The sequence below is a fragment of the Streptomyces sp. NPDC046759 genome (assembly GCF_040645475.1).
Taxonomy (GTDB): Bacteria; Actinomycetota; Actinomycetes; order Streptomycetales; family Streptomycetaceae; genus Streptomyces.
Map to the genome: position 1 here is coordinate 149,123 of NZ_JBEYYJ010000009.1, position 21,748 is coordinate 170,870.

The window sequence follows — 21,748 nt, forward strand, 5'->3', positions numbered from 1 at the left end:
CCGGCCGGACTCGGACACCCACCCGCACGTGGACCCGCACGACAGGCGCACGCCAGACGCCAGACCGGCCGGACTCGGACCGCCACTCGGACGTCGGCCGACAGGACGGGCGCGCGCCGAGCGCACACGGGATCGGATGCCCCCGGACGTCTACCGACACGAGGGGCGCACACCAGACCGGCGAGGGATCGGGCGGTCACCGGGACGTCGACCGACAGGACGGCACATGCCGGAAGGCCACGGCATCTCGCGACCCACCCGGAGGTGGACCCGCACGACAGGCGCGCGGAGCCTCTCGCCGCTCCGTGCGCCCGGTTGCCGGCCACGCCCGCGCTGCGGTCCGTCCCGGCGACATCCACACCCGCCCGCCGTCCATCCCGAACGTCGGGGGTGCGACGTGGGAGCCGTGGCTGAGAGACCCGGGGAAACGTGCGAGGGGTCGATCCCGACTGCCTCGCGGGCACGCCGGATGCGCTGCCCCGTGCCCGCGCGCCGACCGTGATCAGACCATCCGCCCCCACTGCGGTCCGAGCCGCGCCCACTCCGTGTCCCAGGCCTTCATGCGGCGGCGTTCCAGACGGCCGCGCAGGGCGAGACCGCCGACGAAGGGGACGGCCGCGGCACTCACCCCCACCAGACATCCGATCAGACCGCCCCGGAAGGCGGACTCGGCGGCGGAGGTGGGGCGGCTGACGAGACGGCCCTGCGGGTCGGTCCACACGGTGACCGGTGTCCCGGCCTTGCTGCCGGGTTCCACCCGGACCTGACCGGTGTGTGCGGAGCCGTCGGGCACGGTCCAGCGCACCTTGGCCCAGACCCGGTCACCCGCCGCGGCGTGGTTGTGCAAGCGGGTGGTTCCGGGCGCCCGTCCCACGACCTGAGCCACCGCGGGGCGCCAGGTCGCCCGCTCCCGCGCGAGTCCGTTCTCCACCACCCGGTCCGCCACGAGGCCGGCCACGACCCCCGCGAGGACGGTCAACAGCCAGGCACCGAGCAGCACCCAGGCCTCCAGCACGTCGGCCCGGCGTTTGAGCGGGTTGCGCCGCCAGCGCCACAGCCACACCTTCGGACCACGGAACGCCTTCAAAGGCATCCTCCTCACGAGCGCACCGACCGGCCGGACCGCCCTCCCATACGCGGGAGATCGCTCCGATGCTCACGACGAGCCGTCTCCCCGACGGTCGCACGAGACGCCCCTCCCGCGCAGGCGCATGCCGCAACGGGCCCCGACGGATCTCCGTCACCGGCCGACGACACCGCTGTGACCTGCTGGGATCCACGCGTCAGGGGGGAGTGTCAGTGGTGGGGTGCAGACTGGCCGATAACTGACGACGAGCTGTCTCACGACTACCTGGACGAAGGCGTCCCGGAGGTGATCGGCATGACCGAGGTACTGCTGGCAGTGGGCACCCGCAAAGGCCTGTTCATCGGGCGGCGCAAGAGCGGCGGCGCCTGGAGGTTCGACGACGATCCGTATTTCAACGCGCAGGCGGTCTACTCGGTCGCGATCGACACCCGCGGGGACCGGCCGCGGCTGCTCGCGGGCGGCGACAGCGCGCACTGGGGTCCATCGGTGTTCCACTCCGACGACCTGGGCCGCTCCTGGACCGAACCGCCGCAGCCGGCCGTCAAGTTCCCCAAGGACACCGGTGCCTCCCTGGAGCGCGTCTGGCAACTGCACCCGGCCGCAGCCGAGTCCGCAGTGGTGTACGCAGGCACGGAACCGGCGGCGCTGTACCGCTCGGAGGACCGCGGCGAGAGCTTCGAGCTGGTCCGGCCGCTGTGGGAGCATCCGACCCGTTCCCGGTGGGTGCCGGGCGGCGGAGGTGAGGGCCTGCACACCGTGGTGACCGACGCCCGTGACGCCCGCGCGGTGACCGTCGCGGTCTCGACGGCCGGGGTGTTCCGCTCCACCGACGGCGGCGCGAGCTGGGCACCGTCCAACTCCGGCGTGTCGGCGGTGTTCCTGCCGGATCCGAATCCGGAGTTCGGCCAGTGCGTGCACAAGATCGCCAAGGACGCCGGCGACCCGGACCGGCTGTATCTGCAGAACCACTGGGGCGTCTACCGAAGCGACGACGCGGGCGCGCACTGGACCGACATCGGCGCGGACCTGCCGTCCACGTTCGGCTTCGCGGTGACCGCTCATCCGCACCGGGCCGGCACGGCGTACGTCTTTCCGATCAACGCCGACGCCGACCGGGTCCCCGCGGAGCACCGCTGCCGGGTCTTCCGCACCGCGGACGCGGGCCGGAGCTGGGAGCCGCTGTCCAAGGGCCTGCCGGAGCAGGATCACTACGGCACGGTGCTGCGGGACGCCCTGTGCACCGACGACGCCGACCCGGCGGGCGTCTACTTCGGCAACCGCAACGGCGAGGTGTTCGCCTCGGCCGATGACGGCGACAGCTGGCAGCAACTGGCGGCTCATCTGCCGGACGTACTCTGCGTGCGGGCGGCGGTGATCGGCTGAGACATCCGCGATCGGACCGCCAGGAGCGCAAGGGGAGCATCGCCGCCGGGCTTCGGCCACTGGTGATCGGCTGTCGGTTTACGGGCAGTCGGGTAGCGCCCGGTGGCGCCACGACTGACTGCCGGCTCTGCCTTCGGGGTACCGGTCCCAGAAACGACGAAGCCCCGTCGGCAGGAACGGCCGGCGAGGGCTTCGGGCGTGGGTCAGGGGTGACAGGTGCTGCAGTCCTTGCGCGGGTCGTTGTCCGAACACGTCGCCGGCGAGGGCCCGAAGCTACGCCCTCCATGACCCGATGGCACGGTCACCGCGTACGGTGGCGGTCGCCGGAGGCGAGTACGGGTGAGTTCCTGCGCGCGAGGGTGCTGACCGCGCTTCGCTGGCCTGATCACTGAACCAATCCGACCGCCTCCCGCCGTCCGCCACCAAAGTGGGGTGCTTCGCCCACTCCACACAGCCGGCTCACGGTAGGTGACCAAAAACTGCCTTCAGCCGCCCCGATCTTCCCCGTATGGTCTTCGACTTGAGCACGATTCGCACAAGTGTTTGAAGATCCTACGGGGAAGGACACGAGTCTTCGTGCAACAAAGCGAACGGTGGTTGACCAGCCACCGCTTCATATCCCGCGCCGTTCTCGGGGCGGCACTCCTCGCGATCGTCCCGTTCGGCGCGACCACCCCCGCCTCCGCCCGGACCGCCCCGCCCGACCCTGCCGACGCCTCAGCGGTGATCCACGCCGCCGGGCCCGAACGGACGGGGCTGCGTGCCGACCAGCGCCCCTCCTCGGGCAAGAACCTCGCCGCGGGCCCGCAGTTCAAGAAGGATGACAAGATGTGGCGCGTCATCGCGCCCGAGGTCATCCTGCGCAACACCGTCAGCGACCCCGACGGCGACAAGGCCAACCTCACCTTCCAGGTCTACACCGCCAAGCCGGACGGCACCCCCGACAAGCCCGTCAAGCTGACCGACGACAACCAGTGGGGCGTCCTGGTGTCCCCCTACGTCGCCTCCGGCAAGACCGCCCAGGTCCAGGTCGACTACGGCCGCCTCAAGCCCGGCATCAACTACCTGTTCCGCACCAACGCCTACGACGGAAGCCTGTACGAGCAGGGATGGTCGGCCTGGGAGCCGTTCCACATCCTGCCTTACCTGTCCTTCCCCGCCCCGCAGGCGTCCTCCACGGTCGATGAGACGACCCAGCAGAACACCACCTTCACCCGCACCGATCCGGGGCCAGCCCTGCCGACGCTGCGCGCCGACGGCACCATCGCCGAGCAGCCGACGAGGAAACGCTCCTGCGGCGCACCCGACGCCCAGGGCCACCGGCTGTGTATCGAGCTGAACCCGCCGAAGCAGACCACTCGCCTGAAAGCCGCTCCCCACCGGCCGGCTGCCGCACCGAAAGCCGAACTGGTCGACTGGTGCTACGGCGCCCCCACCGGCCAGGACTACATGAACCGGCAGGAAGCCTGCCTGAAGAGCATCGGCACCGGAAAGCTGATCTTCACCGACACCGATCCCGACAAACCCGCCATCGGCTACGCCAACTTCGAGTTCGAACAGCGCATCAAGGCGTACCCCACCAAGAGCGAGTCCGGATCCGACTTCGCCGAGTTCGACCAGCAGATCCGTGTCAAGCCCACGTACATCGACCCTCAGCTCCAAGGCGTCCACATGGACTGGAAGGTGGCCAGTTCCTGCAACGACCAGTGCATCCAGACCCCCACCAAGTGGGTCGATGACAACAACAACTACACCGGCTCCAAGGCATACTGGCTGCCCGGCACCCCGACGCAGTACGACCCCCTGTGGGGCAACGTCCAGATCCGCTGGGTCGGCACCGGCAAACAGCGCATCGACCTCGGATGGTCCGTCACCGCCTCCGTCGACGCGGGTGGGAACGACGCCACCGCCGACTTCGGCACCTCCGGCATCCAGCAGGTCCGTGAACTCGCCCCCCGCTGCGACGACCTCGTAGGGGGCACGGCTCCCGGGTGCACGCTGCCGTACTTCAAGCCCACGTTCACCCTCGACACCAACCTCTACCCGGCAGCGGGCGCCTACTACTGGCTCATGCAGGAACGCATGCCCGACCACGCCGGCGCCCGCCGCTGGGACTCGCTCCTGCACTACCTCGGCCCTGACACCACCGCGAAGGGACCCGACGGAAAGCCCTGGACGTCCAAGAAGAGCCGCGACATCGTCTGTGACGACACGTGGAGCCTGCACCCCACGGACAACGCGGTCGGCTCCATGGACTGCGACGAATACGCCATGGCCTCCACCCACGAATCCGGCGGCTTCCCCGGCGGCGTCAACCAGGTCAGCAGCGGCAGCGCGTGCGCCCAGCTCTATACCGACCGTTACCTGACGGACACCGTGGAATTCGGTCTCTTCGCCGACATCCGCACCGCGAAGAACGGTCCCTCCGGCAAGGAACGCTGCGGACGCGCCGGAATCAGCAGCAAGCAGAACCAGGGCGCCTTCCACGACCTGCCTGTGAAGAACTGGCGGCTCCTCGACGGTGACGGCTACTTCGTCACCAACCCCGGATACGAACACTGCAAGGGCGTCGCCCAGATCTGCGTCTGGCGCAAAATCAGCTGACGCCTGAAAACCGAAGAGGGGGCCCGCGACAGGGCCCCCTCTCCCATATCCCCGTACTACCCCAACGGCTGGAACCGTCGTTGCTCGTCCTCGTTCATCCGCTGTCCGAGCCACACAAGACGGCCATCCAGGAGGCCCGGACGGAACTCCGTTGCCAGGCCCGGCGTCTCAAGGCTGTCGGCGATCTCCTCCAGCAGCGTCACGATGGAGTGCTGCACGTCATCGTGGCGCGGTGGCTCGTACTCGAAGGTGTCCCACCGCCACAACAGACCTGTCTCCGCGTTCAGGAACGTCCCGTACGCGCTGTCGTACTCCCGCGAGGAGAACACCGGGATCCACGTTTTCCCCCACACACGCGGGCTGCCGTCGTCCAGCACCGCCGCTGTGCCCGCCTTGTCGTCCAGTTCCTGCTGCAACTCGCGTTTCAGCCGGTACTGGGACACCACATCGTCAAGGCGCATCAGAACATCGCCCTCGGGCCACGGACCACGGCCCTGAACCGTCCCCCCGGAAACCAGAGTCCACAGCGTCCGGAGCTCAACCGGAACCGCGAACCCCAGCCCCTCCTCCACTGCCGCGATCTCACCCTCCGACGCCCCCGGCCCCAGCGCCGCATGAGTCACCGGTGCGTTCTCCCGAAGCCACCCCTCGATCCGCGCCCAGGCGTCAGTCACCTGACGTACCGCTGTCTCGTCACTCATACCGGCCACCGTAGCGAACCGGTCCGGGCAGGCGCCTTCGCGGCCGGATCGCGGATCGTCACAGGCTTCGCATGGTGCGTCATCGAGAATATGTCGACGGCCCTCTGAGGCACGGTCGGTGAGGACTCCCACTCGACCAGAGCTCATCCAGCGAGAGTTCGGCCCCCAGAGGCAGGAGGCCACGGCCCTCCAGGCCGTCCCTGCGCACCGTGCACTACGGCAGCCGCCAGTCCACCGGCTGCGCACCCTGCTGCAGCAGCAGATCGTTGGCCCGGCTGAACGGACGCGAGCCGAAGAAGCCCCGGTCCGCCGACATCGGGGACGGGTGCGCGGATTCGATCGCCGGAAGGTCCCCCAGCAACGGCCGCAGATTGCGCGCGTCACGCCCCCAGAGGATGGACACCAGCGGCTTCCCGCGCCCGGCCAGCGCCCGGATGGCCTGCTCGGTGACCTCCTCCCACCCCTTGCCCCGGTGCGCCGCGGGCTTGCGCGGGGCGGTCGTAAGCGCCCTGTTGAGCAGCAGCACACCCTGCTGCGTCCACGGCGTCAGATCGCCGTTCGACGGCCTGGGCAACCCGAGGTCGGAGTGCATCTCCCGGAAGATGTTCTCCAGACTTCCCGGCAACGAACGCACTTCAGGCGAGACCGCGAAACTCAGTCCGATGGCCATCCCGGGTGTGGGGTAGGGATCCTGTCCCACGATCAGGACACGGACGTCATCGAAAGGCTGCTGGAAGGCCCGCAGGACATTCGCCCCGGAGGGAAGGTAGGTCCGGCCGGCCGCTATCTCGGCTCGGAGGAAGTCCCCCATGGCCGCGATGCGTTCGGCCACAGGCTCGAGAGCTTTCGCCCAGCCTGCTTCAACAAGTTCATGCAACGGTCGAGGTGCCACGGCGCGTCACTCTACTGGTACGCGCCGTGCCGCGGCACGGACACGGACGCCCTCACGCACGGCCGCCGGTCGGGGCGCTACCCTTCCTCCTCGTCGAGATCTTCGAACCGGTCGAGCAGATCACGCAGCCGGCCACCGGGAAGGAGGGGAGCCTGTTGCATCCAGTGACCGAGCCACTCCGCCACAGCGATCACGCCTGGTCAGCCCCTCATGCTCGATACGCAGCTCCCGAAACCTCCGCCAACCTGCTGCTCAACGGGGCGCCGGCCCCGGCTGAGCGCAGTCCGGGCGCGCACCGGGGCAAGGGCGGGGAGGAGGCCACCGAGCAGGCGCTCCGCACCCTCGCGGCACGCGGCAAGCCGCTGGTTTGCGTCCTGCGGGGCCGGGACGCCCGCGATCTGCGTCCGCTGCCGGGCGGCCTGCCGGCCGTGGAGTCGGCGCACCCTTCGCCGATGTCGGCCGACCGCGGCTTCTTCGGCCCGCGGCCGATGTCGGCCGACCGCCGGTTCTTCGGCTCGCGTTCCTTCGGCCGGGCCGACGACCTGCCGATCCAGCAGGGCGGGCAGCCGGTGGACCGGCGACTGCCGTGACCGTCCGCGGCTACCTGGCGGTGGACTCCGGAGGCTCCGGTCTGCGGGTCGCCGTCGGTGTGCTGGGCCGGGAGCCCGCCGCCCTGCGGGAGTCGCGGGAACCGGTCCGCACTGGCGAGCGGGGCATCGATCCGGGCCATCTGATGGCCGAGCTGGCTCCGCTGGCCCGCGCGTCGGCCGCCGAGGCAGGGGTGGGCGAGCTGGGCACGGCCGTGGTGGGCGCCGCCGGGTTCGCCACTCTGGGCGACGCCCTGCGAGCCGAACTTCCGGGCGCGCTCGCCCGGGAGCTGGGCGTCCGGCACGTGGCGCTCGCCGCCGATGCCGTCGCCGCCTACGTCGGTGCCCTCGGGCCGCGTCCCGGCGCGGTGCTCGCCGCGGGCACCGGGCTGATCGCGGTCGGCACCGATCTGAAGGCCTGGCGGCGGGCCGACGGCTGGGGCCATCTGCTCGGTGACTGCGGCAGCGGCGCCTGGATCGGGCGGGCCGGCCTGGAGGCGGCGCTGCGCGCGCACGACGGCCGGGACGGCGGCTCGGCGCCGCTGCTGGCCTGTGCCGAGGAGCAGTTCGGGCCGGTGAGCAAACTGCCGGGCCGGCTCTATCCCCGCTCCGACCGGCCCGCCGTACTGGCTTCCTTCGCGCCCCGGGTGGCGACGTGCGCCGCGCACGACCCGGTCGCCGCGGGCATCCTGCGTACCGCGGCCCGGCACATGGCGGAGTCCGCCGCGGCCGTGTGCCCGGCGGACCCGGCTCCGCGAGTGGCGTTCACCGGCGGCCTGTTCCGGCTGGGCGAGCCCCTCCTCACACCGCTGCGCGAGGAGTTGGCGAGCAGGCTTCCGCACGCCCGTCAGGTGCCGGCCGAAGGCGATCCTCTGCACGGCTCGGTGCGGATCGCGAACGACCTCGCGGCCGGACGGCTCACTCTGCCGGGTGAACCGACCATGTTCTTGGCGGTCTCCGGTCCAGGCGAATGAGGTTCCGGCAAAAGCGGATTGTCCGTCTTGCCGTCTCTTTGTCGGTGCATGTCCCCGGCACGTGCCCGAAACATGTGTCCTTGGCCCGTAACTCATCAGACAAAAGCGGACGGATACCGCTCACCTGCACCCTCCCCGAACGGAGGAACCCCCGAAGCCAGTAACATGCGGCGCCATGAGCACCCCCACTGGGCCCGCGTCCGGCCTGCCCGTACGAATGCCGCGACCCCGCCAGCCCGGACGGCACCGCCGACCGGAACCCCTGGCGGCTCCCGAGGGCGCGCCCGCGCTCGCCCTCGCGGTTCCCGGTGTGCCCAGCGCCGCCGCGCGCACCCTCGCCGAGGAGGTCGTGAGCATCGCCCGCTCCGAGCTGCCCGGCCTGGACGCCCGCATCGGATACCTGGAAGGGGACGACGCCGAGTTCCCCACGCTCCGGTCCGTGCTGGTGCGCGCGGCCGAGGAGCGCACGGCCCGTTACGAGCAGGCCGTCGCCGCCGGGGTCGAGGGGGCCAAGGAGCCCGACGGCCCGGTCGCCGTCGTCGTGCCGCTGCTTGCCGGTCCGGACAGCGCGCTGCTGCGGCAGATCCGCCAGTCCGTGATGGACAGCCGGGTCGCCGCCGATCTGACCGATGTGCTCGGTCCGCACCCGCTGCTCGCGGAGGCGCTGCACGTGCGGCTGTCCGAGGCGGGCCTGGCCCGTGCCGACCGGGCGCGCCTGTTCACCGTGGCCACCGCCGCGGACGGGATCATCCTGGCGTCCGTGGGTGGTGAGGAGGCCGTGCAGGCGGCCGGGATCACCGGCATGCTGCTCGCCGCCCGCCTGGCCGTGCCGGTGATGGCGGCGGCCCTGGACCAGGAGGGCTCGATCTCCTCCGTCGCCGAGCAGCTGCGTTCCTCGGGCTCGCAGCAGCTGGCCCTGGCACCGTACCTGATCGGCCCGGAGATCGACCCCGGGCTGCTGTCTGCCGCCGCCGAGGAGGCGGGCTGCGCCACGGCCGAGGCGCTCGGGGCGTATCCGGCGATCGGCAAGCTCGCCCTCGCCAAGTACACGACGGCGCTGGGCATCGCCCCGCAGCAGCCGCAGGGCATGCCGGTCCGCTGACCCGCACCGGCGCCGCGCGACACCGTACGACACGGGGCCCGCTCCACACCCCGGAGCGGGCCCTTCGCCTTGTGCGGACATCCTGCTCGGGCGGCCTCGGCGCTCATGGGCTGCAGCCGAAGACGATGCAGGAGGCCGCGGGAATGGGCACCGAGCCGTCGTAGCAGGGCAGCCCCGTCCGCTCGTCCAGGGCGAACCACGTCACGTTCCCGGAGCGCTCGTTGGCCGCGTAGAGGAATCCCTCGTGCTCGGCGAGCGCGCGGGGCCAGTGCCCGCCGCAGGGCACCGTGCCGATGAGCCGCAGCGCCTCGCCCTCCACGGCGAGGATCGACAGGACGTCCTCGCCGCGGGTGGCGGTCCACACGAATCGGCCATCGGGCGAGACCACGATCCCGGAGGGGTGGGCGTCGCCGGCCGGGACACCGAGCAGCACGGGGACCTCGGTCAGCGGCCTGAGGGAGCCGGCCTCGGGGTCCCAGCGGCAGACGGTCACCGTGGGGGTGAGCTCGTTGACGACGTAGGCGAGCGCGCCACCCGGGTGGAAGGCCAGGTGGCGGGGGCCGGAGCCGGGGCGCAGGGCGAACTCGCGGTGCAGGACGGGAGCGCCGTCGGCGAGGGTGCAGACCCGGACGGAATCCGTCCCGAGGTCGACACTGACGGCCCACCGGCCGCTCGGATCGGGCTGCACCTGGTGGGCGTGCGGACCGCGCTGCCGCCGTTCGTGCGGGCCTGCGCCGGTGTGCTGGAGCCGGCCGGAGGGCTTCGCAGCGAGAGAACCGTCCGGGTGCACCGGTACGGCGGTGACGCTGCCGCAGCCGTAGTTGGCGGTCAGCACATGCCCGGCGTGCAGACAGAGGTGGGTCGGTCCGCTGCCCTCGACGGGCACGGGCGGACCGGCGAGCTTCGGCCGGTCGCCGTCCACGCGGTAGGCGGCGAGGGTGCCGTCGGCCGTCTCGCTGACCGCGTAGAGCATCTGCCCGTCCGGCGAGAGGGCCAGATAGGACGGGTCGGGCACATCGTTCACGACGGAGCCCAGGACGAGGGCGCCGCTGTCCGGTGCGACGTCGGCGGCGACCAGGCCGGGGCCGCCCGCCGCCGTGAACGAGCCGATGAACGCCCTGCAACCGCCGGCCCTGCCGTCCTGTGCCACCGCTGTCCCCTCTCGGTCGAGCCCGTCCGGGGCCGACGGTAGCCGATCACGGCCGGTCTAGACCAAGAGACGGGCGCCGTCGGCGGTTCTTGGCCTCGAGGGCTCCCCGCCCGTCGGCGACCCCGGGCAGACCCCGCCGGCAACACCCGTGCGATCGGCGCCGCCACCGGCTCAGGCCCCCACCAGCCGCGACCCCGTCGGTTCCCGCAGGGGCTCGGCCAGATCGGCGAGGGCGCGCTCCAGGCCGTGCAGGTGGGCCAGGGCGGGCTCTGCGGGCGCCTCGGCGGTGCTGCGGAGGGGCTCCGGGCGACCTGCCGTGAGTGCCTCCACAGCGGCTTCCACGCGCCAGCAGGCCGCGGCCAGACGGGCATCGTGGGAGGCCTCGGGATCGGCGGCGACCGCCACCAGGCCACGGACCTCGCGGGCGCAGTCGTCGAGGAGGGCGAGGACGCGACGGGCGCGCCGCTTGCGGGCCGGCATCGGGTTCAGCGGGTGCACCAGCGGGGCCACGGCGAGCCGGACCCGGCCGAGCAGCTGCTCCAGTTCGGCCACAAGGGGTGCCGGGTCCGCCGTGCCGGAGCCCGCGAGCCGGGCCGCGGCCTGTGCCGTGCAGGCGTGTACGCACCGCAGCGCGCGCTGGATCCAGACGTCGGTGACGGCATGGGTGGTGACGGGCAGGACGAACAGCACCGCGAGCGCGGCACCGAGCGCCCCGACGCCCGTCTCGGCGGCGCGCAGCGCCAGCAGGCCGGGGCCGAGGACGCCGAGGAGGCCGTAGAGGAGTTCGGCGAGCACGGTCACCCAGAGCATCATCCAGGTGTAGGAGAGGGCGGCCGTGTAGAAGATGCCGAAGACGGCCACGGCGACCAGGACGGCCGTCGGCGCCGGCGCGCCCTCCAGGGGGACGGCGACGAGGAAGCCCAGGCAGATGCCGAGCACCGTGCCGAGGATCCGGCGGAAGCCGCGTACCAGCGTCTCTCCGCGCGAGGCGGTGTTGACGAAGATCCACCAGGTGGCGCCGACGGCCCAGTACCAGCGCTGTCCGGACACCAGCTGGCCCACGACCAGCGCGAACCCCGCGCCCGCGGTCGCCTGGACGGCCTGCCGCGTGGTCACCCGGACCAGGCCGCGTTCGGCGGGCGCTTGGGGTCCCCCCGCTCGAACGAAGCCAAGTGGAGTGGGGGAGGGCACGACGGCCGGGGGCAGCCGGCGCTCGTAGCACCACACGCCGAAACGCACCACGGCCGCGCTGAGCAAGGAGAGCAGGACGGCGGCGTACAGCTCGGGCAGCTGTGCCGGGGTGGCGTGCAGGAACTGGGCCACGAAGAAGGTCATGAAGGCGAACACGCCGAGGCTGTGCCCGCGCGGCCCCCAGCGGCGCGCATACACTCCGGCACCCACGACGGCGAGGAAGGCCAGGTCGCGAGCGACGGGGCAGGCGTGCAGCTCGGCCGCGGCGGCGAGCACCGGCACGCCCACCGCGGGCAGCAGCGCCGTGGTGACCGCCTGTCCGCGCACGCTCGGGTCGGCGACGGTGAACAGGGCGAGGAGGGCCGCGAGGCCGCCGGCGACCGCACCGGCGAGGGACTGCCCGGCGAGCAGGCAGACGACGACCGCGAGGCCGATGCCGAGGACGGCCCGTGCGGCGAAGCGCAATCGCGCCCGCCCCGGGTCCGGAGCCACGAACATCCTCTTCAGCACTGCTGCCCTCCCCGAGCGAAAACCGGCACAGAAAAGGCGCCGCGGGATCCGCAGCGCCATCGACGCCTCCATGAGAGCATCCCCGAGGACAGTGGCTCAAGTGCGGTCCGAATCGCTGGTCCATTGGCTTGGTGAGGGCGCCATACGCACGTCCACCGGAATACCAACGGACCAGGTCGGGCGCCATACTCGGGGGTGCGCCCGTTGAGCCATTGGTACAGTCGTGCTTCATGGCCGTGGACGAACTCGACACCCGTATCCTGCGGCTGCTCCTGGAGCAGCCGCGCACCAGCGTGCGCGAGTACTCCCGCATCCTCGGCATCGCCCGAGGCACGCTCCAGGCCCGCCTGGACCGCATGGAGCGCGACGGTGTGATCACCGGCAGCGGCCCCTCCCTCTCCCCCGCCGCCCTGGGTCTTCCGGTGCTGGCGTTCGTGCACATCGAGGTCACCCAGGGCCATCTGGACGACGTCGGGGACGCGCTGGCCGCCGTGCCGGAGATCGTGGAGGCGTTCTCGATCACCGGCGGCGGGGATCTTCTCGCCCGGGTGGTGGGCCGGGACAACGCCCATCTGGAGGACGTCATCCAGAAGCTGATCAGCCTGCCGGGCGTGGTGCGCACGCGTACCGAGGTGGCGCTGCGCGAGCGCGTCCCGCACCGGCTGCTGCCCCTGGTGGAGTCGATCGGCCGGGCGGCCCGCACCTGACGCTTGGCATGCTGGAGCGCATGAGCGATCTCGGCGCCCTCTCGGTCATCTTCGATCTCGACGGAACGCTGGTGGACAGCGAGCCGAACTACTACGAGGCGAGTCGGCTGACCCTGGCCGAGCACGGCGTCCCCGGCTTCACCTGGGCGGACCACGAGAGCTACGTCGGCATCAGCACCCTGGAGACGGTGACCCTCTGGCGGGAGCGCTACGGCCTCTCCGCCTCGGTGGACGAACTCCTGGACGCAATGAACCGGCGCTATCTGGGGCTGGCCCGCACAGGCACGCGCGCGTACCCGGAGATGCGCAAGTTCGTGGAGCTGCTGGCCGCCGAGGGCGTGCCGACGGCGGTCGCCTCGGGCTCGTCGCTCGAAGCCATCGACGCGATCCTGGCGGGCACGGGGCTGGACGCGTACCTGCGCACCGTGGTCTCGGCCGACGACGTCACGCGGGGCAAGCCCGCCCCCGACATCTTCCTGGAGGCGGCCCGCAGGCTCGGCACGGACCCCGCCGACTGCGTGGTCCTGGAGGACGCGGCACCGGGGGCGGCCGCCGCCCACGCGGCGGGCATGCGCTGCATCGCGATCCCGTATGTGGCCGCCCAGGCGGACGCCCCCGGATTCGCCACCGCGGCCCTGCTGCTGCGCGGTGGCCAGACGGAGTTCACGGCGCAGTCGGCGTACGCCTGGCTCCGAGCCGCGGCACCGGCCTGCTGAGCAACACCCGCACCCGTCGGTGCGTCGATGCCCGGCCCGACGTGACGGCACCACGCTGCTCGACGCGGTGTGGGCCGGGGCACCCTTCCGGAGCAAGGGGGCGCTGCTCACGCACAGCGGGGCCGTCGTGCACGCACGGGCGGTGGACGGCCTGCCGGAGCGGGCGGCCGGCACGGCGGTGCTGCGCTCGTCACGGGCGGCGTCGTACGGGGCCCGAGGGGCGGCGGGTCCGGCCGGAGGGGGTGCGGCAGGGTCACTCCGCCGTGCGCGGCGGGCAGCGGCTCCTTAGCGTGATCCCATGACCACAGAGCAGGCCGAACCGGCCCGGCACGACCGACGGTGGAAAGCGCTCGCCGTCTGTCTGACCGCGGCCTTCATGACCTTGCTGGACACGTCGATCGTGAACGTGGCGCTCCCTTCGGTGGAGCGCGGGCTGCGGGCCAGCACGGCCGACCTGTCGTGGGTGATGTCCGGCTACGCCCTCACCTTCGGACTGGCCCTGGTCCCGGCGGGGCGGCTCGGCGACCTGCGGGGGCGGCGTCAGACCTTCCTGGCCGGGCTCGCTCTGTTCACGCTCGCCTCGGCGGCCTGCGGGCTCTCCTCCGACGCGACCTGGCTGGTGCTGTTCCGGCTGGTCCAGGGAGCGTCGGCGGGCATGATCGCACCACAGACCTCGGCGTTGATCCAGCAGATGTTCCAGGGCCCGGAGCGGGCCCGGGCGTTCGGCATGATGGGCAGCACCATCGGCATCTCCACGGCGGTCGGCCCGCTGGCCGGCGGCCTGCTGATCCAGGCGTCCGGCGGCGTCGACGGCTGGCGCTGGGTTTTCTACGTCAACCTGCCCATCGGCGTGGCCGTCTTCTGCGCGGCGCTGAAGCTGCTGCCCCGCTCCCTCGCCTCGCCGGGCAGATCCGAGGGCTTCGACGTGCCGGGCGTGCTGCTCCTCGGCACGGGTGTCCTCGCCCTCATGCTGCCGCTGGTCCAGGAACAGCAGTGGCAGGGACACCTGAAGTGGGCCCTGCTCCCGGTGAGCGCCGGACTGCTGGCGGCGTTCTGGGCGTGGGAGCGGCACCAGGGGCGGCACGGCCGGGCTCCCCTGGTCGACCTGCGGCTCTTCTCCCTGCGGTCCTTCTCGCTCGGCGCACTGCTGAGCCTGGTCTACTTCGGCGGCTTCACCACGCTGTTCTTCGTCTACACCCTGTTCCTGCAGAACGGCATGGGCTACGGCGCGCTGGCGGCGGGCCTGTCCTCCATGCCCTTCGCGGCCGGGTCGGCCGCGGGTGCGGCGGCGGGGGGCCGGCTGGTGGTGCGCTTCGGACGCAAGCTGGTCATCGCCGGGCTGTGCACGGTGGCGGTGGGGATGCTCGGGGTCGCCGCTGCCGTGCACTGGGTGCCGGGGCGGGGCGTGGCCTGGGCGGCCGCGCTTCCCTTGCTCGCCGCCGGCATCGGGTCCGGTCTGACCATCTCGCCCAACACCACCCTCACCCTTTCCCTCGTGCCCGTCCGCCGTGGCGGGGCGGCGGGCGGGGTGCTGCAGACGGGCCAGCGCATCGGCTCGGCGGCCGGTGTCGCCGCGGTGGGTTCGGTGTACTTCGCCCACCTGGCCCACCCCGGCAACCCCGCCACCGCACTTCAGTACGGCCTGCTCACCGCCATCGCCATCATCCTGCTCGCCCTCGCCCTGGCCTTCGCGGACCTGCGGGAACGCCGGGTCCGTCCGCAGCGGGAGGAGAAACGGGAGGCGGCGCGGGAGAGCGTGTAGGGGGCGGTCGTACGGCAGGACTCCTGCGGCACGCGACGCGACTGCGCCGTACGGCCCGAGCTGTACGACAGACGGCGCGAGACCCGGCGTCACGCCGCCGCCCTCACGACCTCCGGCGCGGCTTGCCCCGCTTGGGGGTCTGCTTGGTTCCCGCTGTGCGCGTGTTGCCCCCGGCCGCGCGGGTGCGCGGGTTGCGGCCCGTGGACTTCGGCGTCGGCTTCTGCCGGGTACCGCTCGGTTCGGAACGCTTCTGCTCGGAACGCTTCTGCTGCTGCTCGACCGGAGGCCGCGACCGGCCCCGGGTGCTGTTGACCGTGCGGCCGCGGACGATGCCGATGAGGTCCTCCACCAGATCGGTGGTGGCCTCCTCCGGCCAGGACAGGGCGATGCTCGACTGGGGGGCGTCGGTGACCGGGCGGTAGGTGAGGTCCTTGCGGTGGTACAGGCGGGCCAGGGACTGCGGAACGACGACGAGGCCGACGTTCGCGGCCACCAGCTCGATCGCGTCCGGTGTCGTCGCGGGACGCTCGAAGGCGGCCTCGCCCGGCGGGCTTTCCCAGTCGAAGACGTCGTCCAGGGGGTGGAAGAGCACCTCGTCGGAGAGATCGGCGAGGGTCACCTCGTCCACGGCCGCGATCAGGTGATCCTTGGGTACGACGACCACCGAGGTCTCGGTGTAGAGGGGGATCGCGCTGAAGAACGTACGGTCCATGGGGAGCCGTACGAAGCCCGCGTCGGCCTCGCCCGCGCGCAGCGTCTCGGGTGCCTGCGCGGCCGGGACCTGGATGAGGGTGAGCGGGACGTCCGGCAGGCGCTCGTTCCAGATCCTCACCCATTTGGCGGGCGTCACTCCGGGTACGTACGCGAGCCGGAACGACGGTGGTTCCTCCGAGCCTGTCACCAGGCCAGGTTACCGGCCGTGGCCCGTCCCCCGTCACCGGCCGTGGTCGGCGGCCGGGCACGCGGCCGATACGCTTGACCGCATGAGTTCGCAGCAGAGCACCCAGACGATGAAGCCCGCGACCGCGGCGAAGAAGCTGGGTGTGTACCTCCCCGCCACCCCCGCGTCGTTCCAGGAGGGCGTCATCTCGCGCGCCGAGCTGAACGAGCTGCAGGCGAACCCGCCGGAGTGGCTGAGTGAGCTGCGGCGCAACGGCCCGCACCCGCGTCCGGTGGTCGCCGCGAAGCTCGGCGTGTCCATCGCCGGCCTCGCCCGCGGCGGGGTCACCGAGCCGCTGACCACCGAGCAGATCGAGGCGCTGAAGCAGGAGCAGCCCGACTGGCTGGAGAAGGAGCGCGCCACGCAGGCCGGGGTCCGCAAGGAGGCCGCGCGGATCAAGCAGGCGAAGAAGGAGAAGCAGGAGAAGCAGGAGCGCCCCGCCGGACGCGGCTGATCCCCCTTCCGCTTCCCGAGAACCGTTTTTCCACAACGCCCTCGGCCTCCGGAGGGGCCAGGAGCTGGGTCCGAGGGTGCGGGGCCGGGGTCAGCCGGAGGGTACGACACCGGACGGGCCGCCGTTCCCCCGTGCCGGCGGCCCGCCGGAGCTGCCTCCGCGCGGCCGGTGTCGACGGGTTGCAGTGTGCGACAGCCCGGTGCCGCCGGGGTATGCGTACAAGTACGTACGCGGACGGGAGGGCGGACCGCGAGGTGACCGGAGACCGGCAGGCGGGGCTGGACAGGGCCTACGAACGCATGACGGCGGTCGCCGTGGCGGCGCTGCACGAGCGCGAGCCGACACGCCTGTGGCCGATGCTCGCCGGCGCCCTGGCGGACCTGTGCGGCGGCGAGGCGGTCATCCACAAACTGGACGACTGGACCGAGCACGCGGGCACGATCGGCGCGGCGCCCGACGCCGCAGCCGCCGAGCTGGAGCGGCTCGGCGGCGCGGATCTGGCCCTGCTCCGGGCGGGCTACCCCTTCGCCCGCCACTACGCGAGCAGGACCGACCGGATGCCGGTCACCGCGCAGCAGGCGGCGGGCCGCGGCTGGCCGGGCAGTCCCACGGCCCGGCTGCTCGGCGACGCGCTGGACGTCGACCATGTGCTGGGCGTGCCGCTCCCCGGCAGCACCACGCCGGTCACCGGGTGCCTGGTCTATCGCGCCGGTGCGGACTTCACCGCCGACCATCTCGACATGGCGGAGCGGGCGCAGCCGCTGCTCGTGGCCGTCGAGCGGCAACGGCAGTTGCTGGAGCAGTGGCGGCGGGCACTGGGCCCGGCCGGACCGCCGGACGAGCGAGCGACGGAATCGGCGCTGACGCCGCGCGAGACGACCGTCCTGCTGCTGCTCGCGGACGCGCTCACCGCCGAGTCCATAGGCCGCCGCCTCGGCATCTCGGTCCGCACCGTGCACAAGCACGTCGAGAACATCTACCGCAAGCTGGGCACCCGCGACCGCCTGGGCACCGTACTGCGCGCCCAGCAACTCGGTCTGGTGCCGCCCCACGCCCGACGCTGAGCCCGTCCCACCGGTCCGGCGCCACCGGTGCAGGCGTGGTCTGCAAGCGGTCTGCAATGGGTGGTCCCATGGTGGCGGCGACCAGAACGTCCAGCACCGCCGAGCCACGGGCCGGGACAGCAACCCGCTGAGCAGCCGGGTCCTGGAGCGGATGAAGGAAGAGTCTGCACGGGAGCACCAGACGGTGGCGGTCACCGCTTTGCGCTCGTCGAGCTCCATCGCCCCCGGGGCGCGCATCATCAAAGGAGGGAGACCAACGACGGGGAGTGGCGATGCGGCTGTCGTTCCTTGAACCCCTCTACGCGGAGCCGGGCCCGTTCGCCTCCGTGTACCTGGACACCTCCCGAGACGTCGAGCGTCCCGATCGGGCGATCGCGATGCGCTGGCAGCGGCTGCGCGAGAGTCTGTCCCGTCAGGGCTCGGACCGGGCGCTTCTGAACGTACTGGAGGAGGCGGTCGGCGCCGACACAAGCGTGCCGGGGGCGCACGGTCAGGCCATCTTCGCCGCCCACGGCACGCTCGTCATGGACGGGGAGCTGCCCAGGCCGCCCAAGCAGGACTCCGCGCGCTACAGCACCCTGCCGGACGCGATGCCCCTGGTCACCCAGCACCTTCCGGAGATCCCCTACATGGCCGTGGTCGTCCACTACGGCGGCCTTCCGACCGCCGAGACCCACGGCTGGGTAACCGTGGAGGCGGAGACCGGTACCTGGCCCGCGTCCACCGTCACCCCGGGTGAGCGGCTGCACCACAGGGTCGCGGTGGCGACCTGGCACCGCACCTCCCTCCGGCTCGGTCACCGGCTGGACGAACGGGCGCGGCGCGCCCATGCCGACGCCGTCGTCGTGGGCGGGGACGAGTGGGCGTGCAACGTACTGGTCCGCCGCCTGCCGCACACCCTGCGGGACAAGGTCGTACGCGTGGGCGGCCGGACCCCCACCGACACCGGACGCGCCCTGTTGGAGCCGCAGCTCGACAGCGTCTTCCACGGCCGCATGGCAGCGCACGACCGGGAACTCGTGGACATCTTCATCGGCCGGCGTGCCCTGGACGGACCCATGGCGGACGGCCTGGCCGCCACCGTCGCCGCCCTTCAGCGCGGCCAGGTCGCGGCACTGCTGCTGAACCGGCCGCCAGAGTCTTCGCTGCGGCTCTGGGTGGGTTCCCAGCCCACTCAGCTCGCCCTGACCGAGGCGGAGCTGGTGTCCTTCGGCGTGCGGGCCCCGCGCGAGGAACGCGCCGCCGAGGCCCTCATCCGGTCCCTCGTCGGCACCGGTGCCGAGCTGGTCGTCGTACCGGAGAGCGTGCTGAAGCTGTACGAGGGCGTGGGCGCCCTGCTGCGGTACGCCGACCCGGGGACCCCGCCCTGACGCCGGCGTGCTGTGCCTCCCGGATGACGGGTCTCCCCTTGCGTCCCACCGCCTCGGATCGCGCCGCGCGCGGAACATGCCGACACTGGGCTGGAGCGGCAGCGCGGCGTATGAGCGGCGGATGGGGCACATGGACAGGAGCAGGAGCGGCGCGGACGGGACGGACGTTTCGATCACCCCGCCCAAGAGCCGGGCAGTAGGCGTGCCGGCGGTCGTCAACCCGCTGCAGTATTCCCTGGAGCAGACGACGGTCCGCCGTACGGCGCCGACGCTGCTCGACCTCGACCAGACCGAGGGCTTCGACTGCCCGGGCTGCGCCTGGCCGGAACCGGACCCGGCTCACCCGCACCGCAACGAGAACTGCGAGAACGGCGCCGAGCACGTGAGCAACGAGGCACCGGCGTGCGGCCGGCACGACCACGCCGTGCGGCTTCTGGAACGCACCACGACCGGGGCCGCCGGCGCCACCGCCACGGCCCCGCGGTCCGATGGCCCGTGAAGGGACCCCCGAGGACCTGGTCCGCGCGGCCCACGCCGTGGGCGTGACCGACGCCCGTCTCCTGGACGCCGTACGGAGCATCCCCCGGGCGGAATTCGTCCCCGCGGACGAGGTGGCATCCGCGTACCGGGACACGCCCGTGCCGCTCCCCCACGGGCAGGTGACCACCCAGCCCTCGCTGATCGCCATGATGGTCTCCGCCCTGGGCCTCACCGGAGACGAACAGGTCTTGGAGGTCGGGACCGGATACGGCTGGCAGACCGCGTTGCTGGCCCGCTTGGCCGCGTACGTCGTCAGCGTCGAGCGCTGGCCCGACCTGGTCGACGAGGCCCGCCTGCGGCTGGCCGGCCAGGGCGTCGGCAATGCCGAGGTCGTACTCGGCGACGGGACCCTGGGGATGCCGGCCCGTGCCCCGTACGACGCAGTCATCGTCTGCGCGGCCTTCCCGCGCGTGCCTGAGCCGCTCGTGGATCAGCTCCGCACCGGTGGCCGGCTCGTCCAGCCGATCGGGCAGGGCGGGCAGGAGCGCGTCGAGCTGTACGAGCGGCGGGCCGACAACCTGGTGCACCGCAGGGAGGTCACCGCAGCCCGGTTCGTCCGGCTGTACGGTGCCCATGGCTACGACCAGCGGTGACGCGCTCAGCGCTGATAGGTCCCGACCCGGGTGCCAGAGGCCAGGTCCCCGCCCTTCAGGGCACGGTGCACGTCCCCGGCGCCCGGGTGATCGTGCAGCGGCAGCGGCAGCGGCTCGGACAGGGCATACAGGTGGAATCGGACAGGGCGTACAGGCGGAAGAAGTAGCGGTGCGGCCCGTGTCCCGGTGGAGGCATCGGCCCTCCCCAGCCCACGCGGCCGGAGCCGTTCGGCCACGGCAGGCCACCCTGGGGCTTCTGCCCCTCCGTCCGTCCCGGTGGTCCCCGGAAGCGCCGCCATGCCCGCAACGGCGACACCGGCACCGGTCCGCACCCAAAACCCCGCTCGGCCGAACCCACCCGGGCCGCCTCGGGAAGCGGGGGTGAAGATGGCAGTGTGCCGACAAGGATCCTGCTCGAGGGCCGCCCCGGCGCGGGCAAGACGACCGCCCTGCGTCGGCTCGCCGCGCTGCTGTCCACCCACGCGGCCAGCGGCTTCACCACGGAGGAGATCCGGGAATCCGGCGCCCGCGTCGGATTCGTCCTTGAGACCCTGGCGGGCCGACGGGAAGTGCTCGCCCATGTCGACCTGCCCGGTCCGCCACGGGTAGGGAAATACGGAGTCGACCCGGGCGTCATGGAACGACTGGCGCTGCCGTCGCTCCGGCCGGCAGCAACCGAGGAGGCAACAGGACGGCTGGTGCTCATCGACGAGCTGGGACGGATGGAACTGACGTGCACGGCGTTCCGGCACGCGGTCGACGCGCTGTTCGCCGCAGACGTCGACGTCGTCGCCACGGTCCACACGCACCGCGATCCGTTCACCGACGCCCTCAAGCGGCGCACCGACGTCGAGGTCGTCCAGCTCACCCCGGCAAACCGGGACGTCCTGCCGGAGGAGCTCGCGGCCCGGCTGCAGCAGCTGCGGACGCACGGAAGACCTGCCTCTCACGGATGAGAGACGAACCTCCGGCCTGCTGAAAACGGAGTCGGGGCGACGGATGACGTGCGAGAGATGGACGGGCACCTGGCCACGGAGGCCGGCCGGGTCGGCGGGCGAGTCCCGTTCGGGCGGCACCCTGCGCAACGGCTACGGGCCAGGAAGGTCATGGCGGAGGTCGGTGCGGTCACGGTGCGGGTCGCCGGGACCGGCTGGGTGTGTTCCGGCCCCGGCTGCTGCCCTCGTACGTGGGCCGCACGGGCGCGCTGGACGACATGGTGATCTCACTGACCGCGAAGGGCTCGATCGGCCACTGCGACTCCAGCGTGGCGGTCGGCGCGTGCCGAACCCGCGAAGGCTTGCAGCTGGAACGCAGAGTCGGGCAGTGTGACGCGTCGCATACAGACAACACTGCATCACTGTGGGAACTTCAAGTGCCCTTTCGTGTCAGCCGAGTTACTGAAATGCCAAGGGCGAGGTCCG

At 72.2% G+C, this 21,748-nt stretch carries 18 protein-coding genes and 3 pseudogenes; 14 read left to right on the forward strand and 7 right to left on the reverse strand.

The annotated features are described in order from the left end of the window. Positions 1-502: 502 nt before the first annotated feature. The gene (locus ABZ919_RS15070; RefSeq protein WP_361247452.1) at positions 503-1,093 is read right to left on the reverse strand and encodes a hypothetical protein; all 591 of its coding nucleotides are present in this window, start codon (positions 1,091-1,093) and stop codon (positions 503-505) included. A 288-nt stretch (positions 1,094-1,381) separates the two neighbouring features. On the opposite strand from ABZ919_RS15070, the gene ABZ919_RS15075 reads away from it, so the two are divergent. Both ABZ919_RS15075 and ABZ919_RS15080 read left to right on the forward strand, forming a co-directional pair. Then, the gene (locus tag ABZ919_RS15075) at positions 1,382-2,470 is read left to right on the forward strand and encodes a sialidase family protein (protein WP_361247454.1); all 1,089 of its coding nucleotides are present in this window, start codon (positions 1,382-1,384) and stop codon (positions 2,468-2,470) included. A gap of 597 nt (positions 2,471-3,067) precedes the next feature. Beyond that, complete coding sequence (locus ABZ919_RS15080) at positions 3,068-5,074, forward strand: hypothetical protein (protein WP_361247456.1); 2,007 nt, start codon at positions 3,068-3,070, stop codon at positions 5,072-5,074. A 56-nt stretch (positions 5,075-5,130) separates the two neighbouring features. Here ABZ919_RS15080 and ABZ919_RS15085 read toward each other — a convergent pair whose 3' ends face one another. Together ABZ919_RS15085 and ABZ919_RS15090 are read right to left on the reverse strand one after the other, a co-directional pair. Next, complete coding sequence (locus ABZ919_RS15085) at positions 5,131-5,775, reverse strand: SMI1/KNR4 family protein (protein WP_361247457.1); 645 nt, start codon at positions 5,773-5,775, stop codon at positions 5,131-5,133. A gap of 214 nt (positions 5,776-5,989) precedes the next feature. Beyond that, a complete protein-coding gene (locus ABZ919_RS15090; RefSeq protein ID WP_361247459.1) occupies positions 5,990-6,667 on the reverse strand; it encodes a uracil-DNA glycosylase in 678 nt (225 codons plus the stop codon). Between the two features lie 245 nt (positions 6,668-6,912). Between ABZ919_RS15090 and ABZ919_RS15095 the strand changes: the two are divergent. The 3 genes and pseudogenes from ABZ919_RS15095 to ABZ919_RS15105 form a co-directional block, all read left to right on the forward strand. Further along, positions 6,913-7,257 (forward strand): annotated as a pseudogene (locus ABZ919_RS15095) (hypothetical protein); the annotation flags it as partial. Continuing rightward, positions 7,254-8,228, forward strand: a complete 975-nt coding sequence (locus tag ABZ919_RS15100; RefSeq protein WP_361247461.1) for a BadF/BadG/BcrA/BcrD ATPase family protein — start codon at positions 7,254-7,256, stop codon at positions 8,226-8,228. The pseudogene ABZ919_RS15095 and the gene ABZ919_RS15100, both read left to right, overlap by 4 nt. A 175-nt stretch (positions 8,229-8,403) precedes the next feature. After that, a complete protein-coding gene (locus tag ABZ919_RS15105) occupies positions 8,404-9,330 on the forward strand; it encodes a hypothetical protein (protein ID WP_361247463.1) in 927 nt (308 codons plus the stop codon). 103 nt (positions 9,331-9,433) lie between these two features. Here ABZ919_RS15105 and ABZ919_RS15110 read toward each other — a convergent pair whose 3' ends face one another. Beyond that, positions 9,434-10,480, reverse strand: a complete 1,047-nt coding sequence (locus ABZ919_RS15110) for a lactonase family protein (RefSeq protein ID WP_361247465.1) — start codon at positions 10,478-10,480, stop codon at positions 9,434-9,436. Positions 10,481-10,651: 171 nt separating this feature from the next. After that, positions 10,652-12,181, reverse strand: a complete 1,530-nt coding sequence (locus tag ABZ919_RS15115; protein WP_361247467.1) for an FUSC family protein — start codon at positions 12,179-12,181, stop codon at positions 10,652-10,654. 230 nt (positions 12,182-12,411) lie between these two features. On the opposite strand from ABZ919_RS15115, the gene ABZ919_RS15120 reads away from it, so the two are divergent. The 3 genes from ABZ919_RS15120 (at position 12,412) to ABZ919_RS15130 (ending at position 15,366) form a co-directional block, all read left to right on the forward strand. Continuing rightward, a complete protein-coding gene (locus ABZ919_RS15120; protein WP_361247468.1) occupies positions 12,412-12,888 on the forward strand; it encodes an Lrp/AsnC family transcriptional regulator in 477 nt (158 codons plus the stop codon). A 20-nt stretch (positions 12,889-12,908) separates the two neighbouring features. Continuing rightward, positions 12,909-13,604 carry an HAD family phosphatase gene (locus ABZ919_RS15125; RefSeq protein WP_361247470.1) on the forward strand — a complete coding sequence of 232 codons (696 nt, stop codon included), beginning with the start codon at positions 12,909-12,911 and terminating at the stop codon, positions 13,602-13,604. A 298-nt stretch (positions 13,605-13,902) separates the two neighbouring features. Next, positions 13,903-15,366 (forward strand): MFS transporter, encoded by a 1,464-nt coding sequence (locus ABZ919_RS15130; protein WP_361247472.1) that lies wholly within the window; start codon positions 13,903-13,905, stop codon positions 15,364-15,366. Between the two features lie 103 nt (positions 15,367-15,469). On the opposite strand, the gene ABZ919_RS15135 is transcribed toward ABZ919_RS15130, so the two are convergent. Continuing rightward, positions 15,470-16,267 carry a LysR family substrate-binding domain-containing protein gene (locus ABZ919_RS15135; protein WP_361247474.1) on the reverse strand — a complete coding sequence of 266 codons (798 nt, stop codon included), beginning with the start codon at positions 16,265-16,267 and terminating at the stop codon, positions 15,470-15,472. A gap of 82 nt (positions 16,268-16,349) precedes the next feature. On the opposite strand from ABZ919_RS15135, the gene ABZ919_RS15140 reads away from it, so the two are divergent. The 5 genes and pseudogenes from ABZ919_RS15140 to ABZ919_RS15160 all read left to right on the forward strand — a co-directional run bounded on the left by ABZ919_RS15140 (position 16,350) and on the right by ABZ919_RS15160 (position 20,327). Beyond that, positions 16,350-16,760 (forward strand): DUF5997 family protein, encoded by a 411-nt coding sequence (locus ABZ919_RS15140; protein ID WP_361247475.1) that lies wholly within the window; start codon positions 16,350-16,352, stop codon positions 16,758-16,760. 299 nt (positions 16,761-17,059) lie between these two features. Then, positions 17,060-17,824, forward strand: coding sequence for a LuxR C-terminal-related transcriptional regulator (locus ABZ919_RS15145; protein ID WP_361247624.1), 765 nt, complete (start codon positions 17,060-17,062; stop codon positions 17,822-17,824). 272 nt (positions 17,825-18,096) lie between these two features. Further along, positions 18,097-19,194, forward strand: a complete 1,098-nt coding sequence (locus tag ABZ919_RS15150; protein ID WP_361247477.1) for a hypothetical protein — start codon at positions 18,097-18,099, stop codon at positions 19,192-19,194. 130 nt (positions 19,195-19,324) lie between these two features. Beyond that, positions 19,325-19,591, forward strand: a pseudogene (locus tag ABZ919_RS15155) (hypothetical protein); the annotation flags it as partial. A gap of 91 nt (positions 19,592-19,682) precedes the next feature. After that, on the forward strand, positions 19,683-20,327 hold the full coding sequence (locus ABZ919_RS15160; protein ID WP_361247478.1) for a protein-L-isoaspartate(D-aspartate) O-methyltransferase: 645 nt from the start codon (positions 19,683-19,685) through the stop codon (positions 20,325-20,327). Positions 20,328-20,332: 5 nt separating this feature from the next. On the opposite strand, the pseudogene ABZ919_RS15165 reads toward ABZ919_RS15160, so the two are convergent. Continuing rightward, positions 20,333-20,592 (reverse strand): annotated as a pseudogene (locus ABZ919_RS15165) (hypothetical protein); the annotation flags it as partial. Positions 20,593-20,722: 130 nt separating this feature from the next. Between ABZ919_RS15165 and ABZ919_RS15170 the strand changes: the two are divergent. Further along, on the forward strand, positions 20,723-21,283 hold the full coding sequence (locus tag ABZ919_RS15170; protein WP_361247480.1) for a nucleoside-triphosphatase: 561 nt from the start codon (positions 20,723-20,725) through the stop codon (positions 21,281-21,283). The last annotated feature ends 465 nt before the right edge of the window (positions 21,284-21,748 follow it).